Source organism: Stackebrandtia sp., from assembly GCF_035643755.1.
Lineage (GTDB): Bacteria > Actinomycetota > Actinomycetes > Mycobacteriales > Micromonosporaceae > Stackebrandtia.
Window position 1 is genome coordinate 1 of the sequence record NZ_DASQPW010000050.1, and the last position, 14,308, is coordinate 14,308.

Here is a 14,308-nt window from a genome sequence, read left to right on the forward strand (position 1 = left end):
GCTGGCCGACGGCGGCGGACGCGGCGCCCACGCCGTGTGCTTGGTGCTGGCCGCCGTGGTGATGGTCGGCGCCGCGTTCGTGGGCGCGGTCGTGGCCCGCCGCAGGCGGCGCGCGGCCGAGGCGCCGCGGTGATCCACCGCGTCATGGTCGTCGGGTGCTCGGGGGCGGGAAAGTCCACGATCACCCGGGCACTGGGGGAGGCGTACGGGCTGCCCGCCGTGCACCTCGATCGGCACTTCTGGCGTCCTGGCTGGAGGGCATCGCCGCCCGGGGAGTGGGAGCGCACGCTGGCCGCGCTGGTGGCCGAGGACGAGTGGATCCACGACGGGAACTACGTGTCCACCATGGAGTGGAGGCTGCCGCGCGCCGACCTCGTGGTGTTCGTGGACACCTCGCGGGCGCGCTGCGTGTGGCGGGTGCTGAAGCGGCGGTTGCGCGGCAATCGCGTCCACGACATTCCCGGGTGCCCCGAGAGGATCGACCTACAGCACCTCGTCTATCTGTGGCGCTTTCCCAGGGACCACCGGGTGCGGGTGCTCGACGCGCTGTCCGCCCACCCGAACGTCGTGCGGCTGCGGACGCCGCGTCAGGTGCGGCGGTTCGTGGAGGCGTTGCCTACAACACCTTCCCGGGGTTGAGAATCCCCTGTGGATCGAGCGCGTCCTTGATGGCGCGCTGCACCCGCAGCCCCACCTCGCCCGCCTCGGCGGCCAGCCAGTCGCGCTTCAACAGCCCGATGCCGTGCTCGCCCGTGCAGGTGCCGCCCAGGTCGGCGGCGAGCCGCATGATGTCGTCGAAGGCCGCCCTTCCCGCCGCCACACTGGACGGATTGTCGGGGTCGACGATGATGTTGGGGTGCAGGTTGCCGTCGCCCGCGTGCGCGATCACGCCGATGGTGACGCCGTGGCGCTTCGACGCGGCGGCCACCCCGTCCAGGGCGTCGGCCAGGCGGGTGCGGGGGATCGCGAAGTCGTCGACGATCACCGTGCCGAGCTGCTCGACGGCGGGATACGCCAGGCGGCGGGCCGCCAGCAGCGCGTCGGCCTCGGCCGCGTCGGTGGCGCGGTACACCTCCGAGGCGCCCGCCTCCTCGCACAGCGAGGCGATCTCGTCCAGGTCGGCGGGGACGCCGCTGTCGCTGGCCGCCAACAGGAGGGCTGCGGCCTTGGTGTCCAGGCCCATCGGGCGGTAGTCCTCGATCGCGCGCAGGTGCACCTGGTCCAGCAGCTCCATCAGGCTCGGCACGACGCCCGCGGCGGTGATCGCCGTGACGGCCCGTCCCGCCGCCGCCGTGGACGGGAACACCGCGGCCAGCGTGAGGGCGTCGCGCGGGATCGGTTGCAGCCCAACGGTTATCTCGGTGATGATGCCCAGGGTGCCCTCGCTGCCGGTGAACAGGCGGGCCAGGTCGTAGCCGGCGACGCCCTTGGCGGTGCGGCGCCCGCAGCGCAGCACCTCGCCGTCGGCGAGCACCACCTCGAGCCCCAGGACGTACTCGCTGGTCACGCCGTACTTGACGCAGCACATGCCGCCCGCGTTGGTGGCGACGTTGCCGCCGATCGTGGACGACTCGAAGGAGCCGGGGTCGGGGGCGTACCGCAGGCCGTGCTCGGCGCTGGCCCGCGAGATGTCGGCGTTGACCACGCCGGGCTGCACCACGGCGAAGCGGTTCACGGGGTCGATCTCGATGACACGGTTCAGGGCCGCCGTCGACAGCAGCATGCACCCGTCCACGGCGTTGGCGGCGCCCGACAGCCCGGTGCGGGCGCCCTGCGGCACGATCGGCACGCCGTGCTCGGCGGCGATCCGCACCGCGGCGCTCACCCCGGCGGTATCGGCGGGGCGCACCAGCACCGTGGGCCGCCCCGCCTCACACAGCCCCGCCTCGTCGCGCGCGTGGGCGGACAGCACGTCGGGATCGGTGACCACGGCGCCGCTGCCCAGGGCCTGTCGGAGTTGTTCGAGCATGGCCGAATAGTGCCATATACAGCGGTGAATAAATCACTTGCTGGCTGTGGGGAACCACTCGCGGTCGCCGCTGCGTCGTATCGACATGACAAATACCGGCAAGCACCTCAGCAAGATCGCGGCGATCGCGCTCACCGGCGCGGTCGCGGTGGCCTCCATGACTGCCTGCAAGTCGAAGGACGACGCGGGCAGCGGCAGCTCGGGCGACGACTCGACGTCCTCCTCCTCGTCGTCGGGCGGCGACGACAACTCGGGCGGCGACTCCACGCCCTCCAAGGACCTGACGGTCACTCTCACCAAAAACGGCGGCTACCCCGGCATGCACCTGCGCCTGGACATCAAGGCCAACGGCAAATGGTCCTACTCCAAGAACAAGATGGTGCCGAAGACGGGCAAGCTGTCGGCCGACGACCAGAAGAAGCTCGCCGAACTGGCCAGCGACTCCAAGCTCGCCGACAGCAAGACCCCGAAGTCGGACAAGTCGTGCTCCGACATCCCCGTCTACAACCTGAAGGTCACGGGCGGCGACGACAAGGTCGACGTGTCGACGGGAACCTGCGGGGAGATGCCGACGAAGTCCTTCAAGGAGATCGTCAAGCTGCTCGGCGACTCCACGCCGATGTAGACGGCCACGACACGAAGGCTCGGGGCGACAGACGGGGGCGGGCGGTCGGCTGTGTCCCTCGGTCGGGGATGGTTCCCCGCCGAGGGACACAGCGACGACAGGCTCGTCAGCCGAGCAGCCTGGCGGCTTCCTCGGCCCAGTAGGTGGCGATGATGTTGGCGCCGGCGCGGTGGATTCCCGTGATGGTCTCGGCGATCATGCGTTCGCGGTCGATCCAGCCGTTGGCGGCGGCCGCCTCCACCATGGAGTATTCGCCCGAGACCTGGTAGGCCGCGACGGGGACGTTCACGTGGCGCGCGACCGCCGAGACGATGTCCAGGTAGGGCCCCGCGGGCTTGACCATCACGATGTCGGCGCCCTCGGCGACGTCCAGGTCGACCTCGCGCAGCGCCTCGCGGGCGTTGCCCGGGTCCTGTTGGTAGGTGCGGCGGTCGCCCTCGAGGGCGGATTCCACCGCGTTGCGGAAGGGGCCGAAGGCCGCCGAGGCGTACTTGGCCGCGTAGGCGAGCAGGCCCGTGTCGGCGAAGCCCGCGGCGTCCAGCTCGGCGCGGACCCGCCCGATCTGGCCGTCCATCATGCCGGAGGCGCCCAGGAAGTGGGCGCCCGCCTCGGCCTGGGCGCGGGCCATGTGGGCGTAGCGCTCCAGTGTGGAGTCGTTGTCGACCGTGCCGTCCTCGGCGAGCACTCCACAGTGGCCGTGGTCGGTGAACTCGTCGAGGCACAGGTCGGGGATCACCACCAGGGCGTCGCCGACCTCGCTGATCGTGTCGGCGATCGCGACGTTGAGGATGCCGCCCGGGTCGTGGGCCGCCGAGCCGATCGCGTCGCGCGCGGAGGGGATGCCGTACAGCATCACCCCGCCGATGCCCGAATGCGCCGCCGAGGCCACCGCCTTGCGCAGCGAGTCGCGGGTGTGTTGCACGACACCGGGCATCGACTCGATCGGACGCGGGGCGTCGAGCCCCTCACGGACGAACAGCGGCAGCACCAGCTGGCTGGGATGCACGTGGGTCTCGGACACCAGGCGACGAATCCCCTGGTTGGCGCGCAGCCGACGCGGGCGAACGGTCGGAAACTCCGAGGGAGAAACGAATCCCGTCATGACCGAAACCGTAGCGCGGTGGGGCCCTGAACCTTGGCCCCGCGGCGCTGTTTGACGGGGGCCTCGGACATCCGCTTGCGAAGGTCGACGGCGTAACCCGCCAGCGCTTCCACAAGGGACGGGACGTTGGCGTGGTCGGGCTGGGCGTCCACCCGCAGACCGAACTCGGTGGCGGTCTCGGCGGTGTGCGGGCCGATCACCGACACCACGGTGCGGGCGTGCGGCTTGCCCGCGATGCCGACCAGGTTGCGGACGGTGGACGACGAGGTGAAAAGCACCGCGTCGAAGCCGCCCGACTTGATGGCGTCGCGGATCTCGGCGGGCGGCGGCGAGGCGCGCACCGTGCGGTACGCGGTGACGTCGTCGACCTCCCAGCCGCGCTCCTGCAGACCCGCCGACAGCGCCTCGGTGGCGATGTCCGCGCGCGGCAACAGCACCCGACCCACGGGGTCGAGCACCGCGTCGTGCGGCGGGAAGGCATCCAGCAGGCCCTCGCCCGACTGCTGGGTGTCGGGCAGCAGCTCGGGTTCGATGCCGAAGGAGCGCACCTTGTCGGCGGTGGCGTTGCCCACGCAGGCGATCTTGATGCCGCCGAAGGCGCGGGCGTCCAGGCCGTGCTCGGCGAACTTCTCCCAGATCGCCTTGACCGCGTTGGCGGAGGTGAACACGATCCACGCGTAGCGGCCGTCCACCAGACCCTTGATGGCCCGCTCCATCTGGGCGGGGGTGCGCGGCGGCTCCACGGCGATGGTCGGTACCTCGCAGGGGATCGCGCCGTAGGAGCGCAGCAGGTCGCTCATCTCGCCCGCCTGCTCCTTGGTGCGGGGGATCAGCACCTTCCAGCCGTAGAGCGGCCGATTCTCCCACCAGCCCAGGCGAATCCGCTCGCCGACGCCCGCGCCCAGGGTGAGCACGACGCGGCCCGCGAAGCCCAGAGCGGCCTCCACGAAGGTGTCGATGGTGGACAGGGTGGTGAACTGGGTCTCGCCCGTGACGTCACCGGTGACCGCCACCGAGGTGGTGGCCTCCATCCCCGAGGTCAGCAGCGCGTCGCGCAGCCCCGCCAGGAACGTCACGTCGGAGGTGAGCACCAGGGTGCCGCGGGCCACGGCCTGCGCCAGCGCGGCGGGCTCCAGCCGGGACGGGTCGTCCACCTCGATGAGGGTGCGCAGGGTGCCCGGGGGCATGCCCGCGTAGCCCGACACCGCCGAGGCGTAGCTCACCGCGGGGATCACCTCGCAGAAGACCTCGGTGTCGCCGATCGTGGAGAACTCCGACTCCACCGTGGTGTTCGGGTACGGCTCGCCCGCGATCAGCCGCACCACCTGGCGCCCCTCGCGCGCGGCGGCGATCAGGTCCTTGACCAGCTCGCTCGACGTGGTGTCGTTGGCCGTGAAGACCGCGCTGTCGGCGGCGTGCTGCTGCGCGGCCTCCAGCATGGCGTGGCCGACGTTGGTGTCGTACACCACGAGGTCGGCGGCGGCGATGGCGTCGAGTGCCCGCTTCGTCAGCAGGCCGGGGTCGCCCGGGCCGGAGCCGACGAAGCGTACTCGGCCAGCAATGTTGTGGACACTGTTCATGCAAATCGCTCCATTGATACGTCAATAACTTTCGATATGGCATCCCGGCGACGAGATGCCCCAATTGCCCCCGCCCGGGGCGCAGCGGTGCTCGAGGTTACCGAACCTCGGCAGAAATGTCATATTCAAGTCCTATGTGGTCTTCAGTCCCGAGCGCCCGTCTCCCCCGGGGAGATCCGCAGCGCCTCGGCGGCGCCGTTGAAGGACGACAATTCGGGCGCGTCCAACGCGAACAGCTCGCGCAGGACCCGCGCGTAGTCCTCCCCGCCGGGCTCCGCCGCCATCTGCCGCACGCGCACGGTCGGCTGATGCAGCAGACGGTTCACCACCCGGTGCAGCGTGTGCGCCACCTCGGCCCGCTGGTCGTCCGACAGGTCGGGGGTGCGGCGCCGCAGCCGCGAAAGCTCGGCGTCCACCACCTCCTCGGCGCGGGTGCGCAGGGCCGCGACCGTCGGCGCGACGCCGGCGGCCCGCGCCTCGCCCGCGAAGGTCTCGACCTCCTCGACGAGGATCGCCTCGGCCAGCGCCAGGTACTGGTCGCCGCGGGTGGTGTCGCCCCGCTTCTTCAACGTCTCAATGTCGACCAGGGATACGCCCGGCAGACTCCCGACTTCGGGGGCCACGTCGCGCGGCACCGCCAGGTCGCAGATCAGGAGCTCCTGCGGCCGGTTCTCCAGCAGCGCGGCGTCGATCACCGGGCGGCTCGCCCCGGTGGCGGTGACGATCGCGTCCACCCCGCCGACGACCGAGCCGATCGCGTCCCACTCCACCACCTCGGCGTCGTGCCGCGCGGCCAGCCGATGCGCCCGCGCGGTGTCGCGGTTGGCGATCACGCAGTCGCCGCCGCGCCGCCGCACCGTCGCGGTCGACAGCGCGCCCATGGCGCCCGCGCCCACGATCAGCACCCGCGCGCCCGCGAAGTCCCGCCCCCGCAGGCGCTCGCCCAGGTCGAGCGCGGCGCTCACCACGCTCGGCGCGGCGTCGTCCACGTGGGCCTCGGAGTGCACCCGCTTGCCGACGCGCAGCGCCTGCTGCAGCAGCTCGTGCAGCAGGCGGGACGCCGAACCCAGCTCGCGGGCGGCGTCGTAGGCGGTGCGCAGCTGGCCGAGGATCTGGGACTCCCCGGCCACCAACGAATCCAGGCCCGAGGCCACGGAGAAGGCGTGCCGCACCGCCTGCGACTCGTGCCGCACGTACAGGTGCCCCGACAACTCGTCCAGCGCCATGCCCGCGCACTCCGCCAGCTGGCCCGCGATCGTCGCCAGTCCTCCGTGGAATCCGGTGACGGCGGCGTACACCTCGACGCGGTTGCAGGTCGACAGCACCACGGTCTCGCCGATGTACGGCTGCGCCAGCAGCCGCTTGGTCACGGCGGGGATGTCGGAGGTGCCGACCGCCAGCCGCTCCAGCACGTCGACCGGGGCGGTGCGGTGCGAGGCCCCGACCACCAGCAGGTTCATGCCGCCTCCCTCGGGTCGGCACCGCGGGACTTGCGGTGTTCGTGAAAGGACAGGATTTGCAGTTCCACGGCGAGATCCACCTTCCGAACGTCCACATTGTCAGGAACGTCCAGGACACGGGGTGCGAAGTTGAGGATGCTGGTCACCCCGGCCTTGACCAGCGAGTCCGCCACGGTCTGGGCCGCGACGGGCGGGGTGGCGATGACGGCGATCGAGATCCGCTCGGCCGTCACCACGATGGGAAGTTCGTCCAGGTGCCGCACCCGCAGGCCGCCGAGCTCCGTGCCGACGGTCTCGTCGGCGACGTCGAACAGCGCCGCGATCGCGAAGCCCCGGTTGGCGAATCCGGCGTAACCGGCCAGCGCCTGGCCCAGGTGACCCACGCCCACCAGCGCCACCGAGTGGTGCCGGGCCAAGCCCAGCACGTCGGATATCTGCTGGCGCAACACCTCCACGTCGTAGCCGACGCCGCGGATGCCGTAGGAGCCCAGCTGGGACAGGTCCTTGCGCAGCTTCGCCGAGTTCACCCCGGCCGCCGCGGCCAGCGCCTCGCTGGACACGGTGCGGTGACCGCCCTCGCCGAGGGTGTGCAGCGCGTGCAGGTACTCCGGCAGGCGCGCGACGGTGGCGTCCGGGATGTCCCGGGGGTCGGCCGCCGGGGCCGTTCGGGTGGCACGGTTGTCGCCGCTCCGCACTTGACGTGCCTTTCGAGAACCTTGGGCGCGGGGGGCCAACGCCACCCACAGATGGAGCGCGTACGGTACGCGCGCGATACAGCCTAGAGGCTTGTGAAGGTTCGCACAAATCGGCTACGCGGGGGTGTGTGCAGCGCCAATGCCCTGGGGAGGGGTTTCACCAAAGGATCTTCGACAAGATGTAGTACACGTCACCCCGCCCGGGCGATCCGCACCGCCTCGGCGAGCGAATCGGCCACCGGCGCCCCGGTGGCGCGCAGGTTCCGCGGGTCGCTGAAACCGCGCCCGTACAACACAATGGACGCGCCCGCCCGGTCGGCGGCCACGAAGTCGTCCACCGAGTCGCCGATCATGACGGCGTCGCCCGGCTCGACGCCCAGGGCGGCCAGGTGCGCCACCAGATAGGAGTACTTGGAGTCGCTCTCGTCGCGCACCCGCAGCCCGTCGATCCGGGAGAAGGACTCGGTCAGCCCGTGCTCCTGCACCAGCGGAACCAGCTCGCTGTGAAACCACATGGACAACAACGACTGGGTGCCGCCCCAGGTGGCGATCGCGTCGCGGGCGTCGGCGGTGAGCGGGCAGGAGCGCATCAGCGAGTGGTAGTGGTCGTGAAACGCCTTGTCCAGCAGGGAGAACTCGTCGGCGCTCAGCGGGCGCCCCACCAGCTCGCTGTAGAAGTCGATGATCGGGCGGCGGAAACGGCGGCGGTGGACGTCGGGTTGAAGGATCTCGCCGTCCACTGTGCGCATCGCGACGTTGGTGGCCTCGACGATCACCGAGAAGTCGTCGAGCAGCGTCCCGTTCCAGTCCCACACCAGGTGTTTCGACATCGACATGCCACGAGGGTACGGGCGGGCTCAGACAACGCCAAGATCGCGCAGCAGCCGTTTTTCGTCCACCGTCCAGTAGCCGTGTTCGACGCCGTCCAACAGCACCACCGGAAGCCGGTCGCCGTACTCGCGGGCCAGGTGCTCGTCGTCGGCGACATCTGTTTCGTCCCAGGCCACCCCGGCGTGTTGCGCCACGCGGGCCATCGCGGCGCGGGCGTCGGCGCACAGATGACAGTGCTTCGTGGTGAGCAATCGCAGCCGGGGCATGAAACCTCGATTCCGGGGAAAACGGCCCTGACCTGCTTACGTATCAAGGAGGTCAGCGGTTCGTGCGCCGATCGGCAACCGAATCGGCGATCTCTTTGGAGTGACTGTAACGGACATGTCGCACAGCCGGTCCGTTTGGAGCGTCCCCTGTTGGAGACACAATCTTCGGACCGAGTAATCAAGTCCACACGTTTCGGTGGTTTGGCCCTTATCATCATCCGGGTCGGTTGCCCCCGAAGACCTTGGGAACCGACAACCCCTCACCCGAGGAGGCCCTAAGTGCCCGGTACCGTACCGGTGGTCACCGCAGCAGGAACCGTCACGCCGCAGATGCGCGCCGCAAGAGACGCGTTGCGGGGCGGGCTATCGAGCCTGCGCGAGATGCTGACCGTCGACCTGTCTCCGACCAGAGTCGACACTTCGAAGTCCGAGGCGTCCACCAAGGACGCCACGGCGGAGACGGCCGCCGAAAGCCCGGCCGTCACACAGGGCGGGCCGTCCCGCGGCCCGTCGACCGCGGATGGCTGCGGTAACGAGGCGGGAACCCCGGAGGTCCGGCAGCTGGTCGCCCGCGCCCAAGCCGGCGACGTCGAGGCCTTCGGTCGCATCTACGACCGGTACAACGAGACCGTCTACCGCTACATCTATTTCAGGGTCGGCAACAAGCAGGTCGCCGAGGACCTCACGTCCGAGACGTTCCTGCGGGCGCTGCGCCGCATCGCCACGTTCACCTGGCAGGGGCGCGACTTCGGCGCCTGGTTGGTGACCATCGCGCGCAACCTGGTGGCCGACCACTTCAAGTCGGGGCGCTACCGGCTGGAGATGTCCACCGCCGAGGTGCTCGACATCGACCGCGAGGAGCGCGCGCCCGAGGGCAATCCCGAGGCGACCGTCTGCGACAAGCTGACCAACGCGACGCTGCTGCGCGCCGTGCGGGAACTCAACCCCGACCAGCAGGAGTGCATCGTGTTGCGCTTCCTCCAGGGGTATTCGGTCGCCGAGACCGCCCGCGCCATGCGCAAGAACGAGGGCGCCATCAAGGCGCTGCAATATCGGGCGGTGCGCACCCTCGCGCGACTGCTGCCCGAGGGATTCTCCCGATGACCCTGTCGTATTTGCGACAGAATCTGGCGTTTTCGGGTGCGTTCAAGACATTCTTGCGCGTAAATATCGGCCCGACTGGCGGCAAGACCGTAACCTCTGCCCACGTCCAAGCGTTGGAAGGGTTGCAACAGTCGGCACCGCGCGAGGAGAGGGGGTGCACGACATGATCGGCAATCCGATCGAGAAGCGCCGGGCGGAACGATTTTCCGAACTTCTCGAAGCAGCGCGCCAGCATTCACGCGAGATCGGTCCGCGCAGCCACAAACGATCCACCGTCGACGAGGATCTCTCGTCCATGGTGGAGCTGGGTCGCGCCCTCGACAGGACCGCCGTCGCCGCCCACCCCGACGCGGCGCCCGACCCGGGCTTCCAGGCCGACCTGCGGCAACGGCTGCTGGCCGTCGCCGCCACCCAGGGCGTGGGCGTCGAGCGGATCGACGACGAGGAGGACCCGGCCGAGGGTCGCCACCGCCCGCCCGCCGGACGCCGCCGCATGGTCGTGGCGGGCATCCTGGCGGCCGGCGTGCTCGGCATGTCCGGCGTGTCGACCGCTAGCGGCGACGCCGTCCCCGGCGACACCCTGTACCCGGTGAAGCGCTCCACCGAGCGCGCGCAGCTGGCGCTGGCGGGCTCCGAGGTGAACCGCGCCCAGCTGTACTTCGAGTTCGCCCGCACCCGGCTCACCGAGGCCAAGCAGGTCGTCGACGACCCCGCCGCCCTGGAATCGGCGCTGTCCGACATGGACACCCAGTTCCTCGAGGGCATGAAGGCCATGACGATCACGGCCGCCCAGCGCTCCGACGCCCACGTGCTCGACACGGTCGACGACTTCCTGGACCACCAGTCGCCCGGCGTCAATCACCTGCTGTCGCGGGTGCCGCAGGCGTCCAAGAGCTACGTCAACGATTCGCTGACCCTGCTCAGCTCGGCCGCCACGCGCACCGAGGAGTTGCGCGGCGCGATTCTGTGCAAGGCGAAGTCCGACATGGACGGCGACGAGCTGGGCCCGCTGCCCGGCGACTGCCCCGCGCCCTCCTCCGGCGGCGCCGGCGCCGCCGCGGGCGGCTCGCACGCCTCGGGCGGCACCGAGTCCGGCCGAGACACGCCGTCGCCCGCCCCGTCGGGCTCGAAGGCCACGCCCGCGCCCGGCGACACCCCGAGCGACACGCCCGGTGCCTCCGCCCCGAGCGACACGCCGTCGTCCAGCAAGGGAGACGAGGGCGGCCTGCTCAGCGACATCGGCGACACCCTCAACAAGATCTTTGGTGGGTGAGCGAAAGGGCCGCCCCACGAGGGGACGGCCCTGACTTCCTTATCGGCTACGGCTTCGGGAGCGTGCAGCCGGGCAGGTCGGTGTTGACGACGTTTCCGGCGTCCACGCACGCGGGGATGATGTAGGTCTCCTCCGCGTAGTTCGTGCCCTTGTGGACGGTGGTGTTGCCGTTCTCGTCCACCTCACACGGGTTGTTCAGCGTGCACTGCTCGCCGTCCTCGTTGCCGGTGTTGTTGATCGCCACCAGCTGCCCCGAGTCGTCGCTGATCACCGGGGAACCCGAGGTGCCGCCCTTGGTCTCGCACTCGGGGGTGTAGCGCACCGAGTCCTTCCAGACCCAGTCCGCCTCGTGCAGCTCGTGCACGAAACCGTCGATGCTGCAGGAGTACTTCTCCTTCCAGTACCCCGACACCACCGTGATGGCCGCGCCCTGGGTCGGGTGGTCGGCCGAGACCTTCAGCGCGTCGATCGAGTACTTGTCCTTGATCTCGGCGTAGGTCTGGGTGAGCTGGTAGATCGACACGTCGGTGTCGGTCATGGTGGCGTAGGCGATCTTGCTGGCCGTCAGGGTTCCGGCGCTGTCGCCGGAGTCGTTGAGCAGATCGAAGGTGCGGTCGGACGGCTTGTCGGTGATCACCTCGCCGGGACCGGGCATCCCGTCCTCCAGGCAGTGCCCGTTGGACATGACCAGCGCGGGGTCGGAGTCCTTCGAGTTCGGCATCGCCACCAGCGACCCGGAACAGTTGCTCAGGGCGACGGTTCCGGCGAAGCTCGGCGTGGCCTTGGTGTGGTGGTGCGCGCTGTGGGAGTAGGTGATGGAGCCGTGGTCGGTGGTGGCCGCGGATGCCGAGGCAGCCGTCGCCGTCAGGGCCACCGCCGCCGTGAACGCGAGTGCCGAGATCGCGCTCAATCGACGGATGGTGCGCCTGCGTGACGTCGGGCGATCCGCGTCAGTGGTTAGCCGCATATGGGGACCTCATTTCAGTTGTTTGCCCGACAGTAATGCCGGACGCGCCGCTAGCGGCGGCGACATGCCCGAATCTATCGTGATAAGTGTCGATTAATCAATGAGTCGATTCCTGGGAGCTGGCACGGATCTCGTCGATGGCGGCCAGGGCCGCGGCGATGGTCGGGTGCTCGCGGCTGCCCCGCCGGGTGCAGCTCAGGAAGTGCCGGTACGGGGTGTGGGGCCCGGCGATCGGGATGCGCGACAGCGCCAGGTGGGGCGGCAGCTCGGCCAGCCGGGGGACCAGGGCGATGCCCAGGTTGTGCGCCACCAGGTTCGCCACCACCGACCACTCGCTGGCCTGGTGCTGGATGGACGGGGTGAATCCGGCGTTGCTGCACGCCGCCAGCACGTGTTGCCGCGAGGTGCTGCCGGGCAGGCCCAGCACCCAGGGCTCGCGGGCGGTGTCGGTCAGCAGCACCACGTCCCGGTCGGCCAGCGGGTGGTCGGCCGAGACCACCAGGTCGAAGGGGTCGTCGAACAGCGGCTGCTGGTCGAAGCGGATGTCGTCCAGCGGCGGCGACTCGAAATTCGCCTCCACAACGGCCAGATCGGCGTCCCCGGAGAACAGCAGATCGAAACAGGTGCTCGCCTCCGCCTCGCGCAGTCTCACGTCGATGGCCGGATACCGGGCATGCAATAGTTCAGCTGTGGCGGCCAATAGTGTCGCAATTGCTGTAGCAAAACCGCACAATCGGAGATCGCCGCCCGGCTCGGTGCCGGTGGCGTGCAGCTCCGTCTCGGCGCGGCGCCACCGCGCCTCGATGGCGTCGGCGTGGGACAGCAGAACGTGGGCCGCCGAAGTGAGGCGTACGTTACGTCCGTGGGGTTCCAGCAGTGTGACGCCCAACTCCTTGGCGAGCTGCCGGATCTGTTGGGAGGCGGCCGAGGGGGACAGGTGCAGGGACTTGGCGGCGGCGGTAACGGTGCCGTAGTGGGACACCGCGCGCAACACGTGGAGTCGGCGTAGGTCAATCATGAAGCCTCAGCTTAACAGTCATGTTCAAAAATAAATGTTAGACCTTTAGCGTAATCGGGTGCATCCTTGTCGCGTACCCCGGCGTGTTCTTAGCGTTCGGATCTTCTCCATTCCCGAAAGGAAGTGCCATGACAACCCTGTGCCCGCACTGCGGCTGGCCCGACGCGGAGGCTTACCAGGTCATCTCCCGCCGGCTCACGCGCGACAGCTCCACGCTGTCCTGGGTGCGGTGTGCGTGCGGATCACTGCAAATGCGGCAGCAGCCGCGCGGTGGCGACCTGAGCGTCCTCACCCGGGGCAAGCCCACCGCCGACATGACGGGACTGAGCAATGGCCAGCCGGAGCTGCCTTCTCACTAGCGTTACCAGCAAGCCGATGCCGCGTCCGTAGCCGACGCGGCATCGTTGTGTGTGGGGAATGTTGCGGTGCGCGGGGTGGGTGCTTGTCCGGAAACCGGGCATGTTCTAAGGTATGGCTAACCTGACTTAGGTTGGGCTAAGACACAACACATCCGTACCCCGTTTCCAAAGGCGCACACATGTTCGCGACGTTCCTCATCGGCCTGCGCGAGGGCCTCGAAGTCACGCTCGTCGTGAGCATCCTCGTGGCATTCCTGGTCAAGAGCGGACGCAAGCGCTACCTGTGGCACGTGTGGGGCGGGGTCGCGGTGGCCGTGGCGCTGTCGGTCGGCGCCTGGGCCGTCCAGACCTACGGCACCCAGGAACTCACCCCGCAGGGGCAGGAGGCGTTCGAGGCCGCCGCCTCCGTGATCGCGGTCGTATTCGTCACCATCATGATCTTCTGGATGCGCACCGCCGCCCGCCGGATCGGCAAACAGTTGCGCGCCAAGCTGGAGGACGCCATCAACGTCGGCCCGCTCGCGGTCGTCGTCATGGCCTTCCTCGTCGTGGTGCGCGAAGGACTCGAGACCTCCGTCCTGCTGTACTCCACCGCCCAGGCCACCGGCGGGGGCACCGGCGCGATGCTCACCGCGCTGGCCGGCGTCGCGGTGGCCGTGGCCATCGGCTTCGGCCTCTACTACGGGGCCGTGTCCATCAACCTCGGCACGTTCTTCCGCTGGACCGGCATCCTGCTGATCCTGGTCGCCGCGGGGATCTTCAAGTACGCCGTGCACGCCGCCCAGGAGGCCAACGTGCTGGGCGGCCTCAACCACTTCGCCTTCGACGCCAGCGGTTGGTACGACATCAACACCTGGTACGGGCGGCTGCTGGAGGGGATGTTCAACCTCACCCCGACCCCGACGGTCCTGGAGACCATCGCCTGGGCCGTCTACCTGGTGCCGGTGCTGACGATCTTCCTGTGGCCCGCCAAGCCCAAGGCGGCCAAGCCCGCCGTGACGTCCGAGAAATCCACCCCCGCGTCCGAGGCGAGCGCCCCGGCCGTTGAGTCCTCATAGG

The 14,308-nt window shown here is 69.6% G+C and carries 15 protein-coding genes; 6 read left to right on the plus strand and 9 right to left on the minus strand.

Going from position 1 to position 14,308, the window contains the following annotated elements; all coding sequences use genetic code 11:
- Positions 1-129 precede the first annotated feature (129 nt).
- A complete protein-coding gene (locus VE172_RS03580; protein ID WP_324797271.1) occupies positions 130-639 on the plus strand; it encodes a P-loop NTPase family protein in 510 nt (169 codons plus the stop codon).
- Here the strand turns inward: VE172_RS03580 and VE172_RS03585 are convergent.
- Positions 617-1,969: an FAD-binding oxidoreductase gene (locus VE172_RS03585; protein WP_324797274.1), complete on the minus strand. Its 1,353-nt coding sequence runs from the start codon at positions 1,967-1,969 to the stop codon at positions 617-619. The genes VE172_RS03580 and VE172_RS03585 overlap by 23 nt on opposite strands.
- 85 nt (positions 1,970-2,054) lie before the next feature.
- On the opposite strand from VE172_RS03585, the gene VE172_RS03590 reads away from it, so the two are divergent.
- Positions 2,055-2,594: a hypothetical protein gene (locus VE172_RS03590; RefSeq protein ID WP_324797277.1), complete on the plus strand. Its 540-nt coding sequence runs from the start codon at positions 2,055-2,057 to the stop codon at positions 2,592-2,594.
- A gap of 106 nt (positions 2,595-2,700) precedes the next feature.
- Here the strand turns inward: VE172_RS03590 and hemB are convergent, their stop codons facing one another.
- The 6 genes from hemB to VE172_RS03620 all read right to left on the minus strand — a co-directional run bounded on the left by hemB (position 2,701) and on the right by VE172_RS03620 (position 8,528).
- On the minus strand, positions 2,701-3,696 hold the full coding sequence (gene hemB, locus VE172_RS03595; RefSeq protein ID WP_324797279.1) for a porphobilinogen synthase: 996 nt from the start codon (positions 3,694-3,696) through the stop codon (positions 2,701-2,703).
- Positions 3,693-5,276 carry a uroporphyrinogen-III synthase gene (locus VE172_RS03600; protein WP_324797283.1) on the minus strand — a complete coding sequence of 528 codons (1,584 nt, stop codon included), beginning with the start codon at positions 5,274-5,276 and terminating at the stop codon, positions 3,693-3,695. The genes hemB and VE172_RS03600 overlap by 4 nt, the downstream gene beginning before the upstream one ends.
- A gap of 143 nt (positions 5,277-5,419) precedes the next feature.
- The gene (locus VE172_RS03605; RefSeq protein WP_324797286.1) at positions 5,420-6,736 is read right to left on the minus strand and encodes a glutamyl-tRNA reductase; all 1,317 of its coding nucleotides are present in this window, start codon (positions 6,734-6,736) and stop codon (positions 5,420-5,422) included.
- Positions 6,733-7,431 carry a redox-sensing transcriptional repressor Rex gene (locus VE172_RS03610; protein WP_324797289.1) on the minus strand — a complete coding sequence of 233 codons (699 nt, stop codon included), beginning with the start codon at positions 7,429-7,431 and terminating at the stop codon, positions 6,733-6,735. The genes VE172_RS03605 and VE172_RS03610 overlap by 4 nt, the downstream gene beginning before the upstream one ends.
- 191 nt (positions 7,432-7,622) lie before the next feature.
- Complete coding sequence (locus VE172_RS03615) at positions 7,623-8,261, minus strand: HAD family hydrolase (RefSeq protein WP_349258241.1); 639 nt, start codon at positions 8,259-8,261, stop codon at positions 7,623-7,625.
- A 27-nt stretch (positions 8,262-8,288) separates the two neighbouring features.
- The gene (locus tag VE172_RS03620) at positions 8,289-8,528 is read right to left on the minus strand and encodes a glutaredoxin family protein (RefSeq protein ID WP_324797294.1); all 240 of its coding nucleotides are present in this window, start codon (positions 8,526-8,528) and stop codon (positions 8,289-8,291) included.
- A 279-nt stretch (positions 8,529-8,807) separates the two neighbouring features.
- Here VE172_RS03620 and VE172_RS03625 point away from each other — a divergent pair, with 279 nt between their 5' ends.
- Together VE172_RS03625 and VE172_RS03630 are read left to right on the plus strand one after the other, a co-directional pair.
- Complete coding sequence (locus tag VE172_RS03625) at positions 8,808-9,632, plus strand: ECF subfamily RNA polymerase sigma factor, BldN family (protein WP_324797297.1); 825 nt, start codon at positions 8,808-8,810, stop codon at positions 9,630-9,632.
- 163 nt (positions 9,633-9,795) lie between these two features.
- Positions 9,796-10,905 carry a DUF5667 domain-containing protein gene (locus VE172_RS03630; RefSeq protein ID WP_324797351.1) on the plus strand — a complete coding sequence of 370 codons (1,110 nt, stop codon included), beginning with the start codon at positions 9,796-9,798 and terminating at the stop codon, positions 10,903-10,905.
- A 46-nt stretch (positions 10,906-10,951) separates the two neighbouring features.
- Here the strand turns inward: VE172_RS03630 and VE172_RS03635 are convergent, their stop codons facing one another.
- Complete coding sequence (locus VE172_RS03635; RefSeq protein ID WP_414715058.1) at positions 10,952-11,872, minus strand: trypsin-like serine peptidase; 921 nt, start codon at positions 11,870-11,872, stop codon at positions 10,952-10,954.
- A 97-nt stretch (positions 11,873-11,969) separates the two neighbouring features.
- Complete coding sequence (locus VE172_RS03640) at positions 11,970-12,890, minus strand: LysR family transcriptional regulator (RefSeq protein ID WP_324797303.1); 921 nt, start codon at positions 12,888-12,890, stop codon at positions 11,970-11,972.
- Positions 12,891-13,018: 128 nt separating this feature from the next.
- On the opposite strand from VE172_RS03640, the gene VE172_RS03645 reads away from it, so the two are divergent.
- Positions 13,019-13,249 carry a hypothetical protein gene (locus VE172_RS03645; protein ID WP_324797306.1) on the plus strand — a complete coding sequence of 77 codons (231 nt, stop codon included), beginning with the start codon at positions 13,019-13,021 and terminating at the stop codon, positions 13,247-13,249.
- A gap of 179 nt (positions 13,250-13,428) precedes the next feature.
- Complete coding sequence (efeU, locus tag VE172_RS03650) at positions 13,429-14,307, plus strand: iron uptake transporter permease EfeU (protein ID WP_324797310.1); 879 nt, start codon at positions 13,429-13,431, stop codon at positions 14,305-14,307.
- Position 14,308 lies beyond the last annotated feature (1 nt).

What these genes read in the sequence shown, in the direction of transcription:
- VE172_RS03585 (WP_324797274.1), bottom strand. Translation starts at nt 1,969, where the DNA reads ATGCTCGAACAACTCCGACAGGCCCTGGGCAGCGGCGCCGTGGTCACC.
- VE172_RS03590 (WP_324797277.1), top strand. Translation starts at nt 2,055, where the DNA reads ATGACAAATACCGGCAAGCACCTCAGCAAGATCGCGGCGATCGCGCTC.
- hemB (WP_324797279.1), bottom strand. Translation starts at nt 3,696, where the DNA reads ATGACGGGATTCGTTTCTCCCTCGGAGTTTCCGACCGTTCGCCCGCGT.
- VE172_RS03600 (WP_324797283.1), bottom strand. Translation starts at nt 5,276, where the DNA reads ATGAACAGTGTCCACAACATTGCTGGCCGAGTACGCTTCGTCGGCTCC.
- VE172_RS03605 (WP_324797286.1), bottom strand. Translation starts at nt 6,736, where the DNA reads ATGAACCTGCTGGTGGTCGGGGCCTCGCACCGCACCGCCCCGGTCGAC.
- VE172_RS03615 (WP_349258241.1), bottom strand. Translation starts at nt 8,261, where the DNA reads ATGTCGAAACACCTGGTGTGGGACTGGAACGGGACGCTGCTCGACGAC.
- VE172_RS03620 (WP_324797294.1), bottom strand. Translation starts at nt 8,528, where the DNA reads ATGCCCCGGCTGCGATTGCTCACCACGAAGCACTGTCATCTGTGCGCC.
- VE172_RS03630 (WP_324797351.1), top strand. Translation starts at nt 9,796, where the DNA reads ATGATCGGCAATCCGATCGAGAAGCGCCGGGCGGAACGATTTTCCGAA.
- VE172_RS03635 (WP_414715058.1), bottom strand. Translation starts at nt 11,872, where the DNA reads ATGCGGCTAACCACTGACGCGGATCGCCCGACGTCACGCAGGCGCACC.
- VE172_RS03640 (WP_324797303.1), bottom strand. Translation starts at nt 12,890, where the DNA reads ATGATTGACCTACGCCGACTCCACGTGTTGCGCGCGGTGTCCCACTAC.
- VE172_RS03645 (WP_324797306.1), top strand. Translation starts at nt 13,019, where the DNA reads ATGACAACCCTGTGCCCGCACTGCGGCTGGCCCGACGCGGAGGCTTAC.
- efeU (WP_324797310.1), top strand. Translation starts at nt 13,429, where the DNA reads ATGTTCGCGACGTTCCTCATCGGCCTGCGCGAGGGCCTCGAAGTCACG.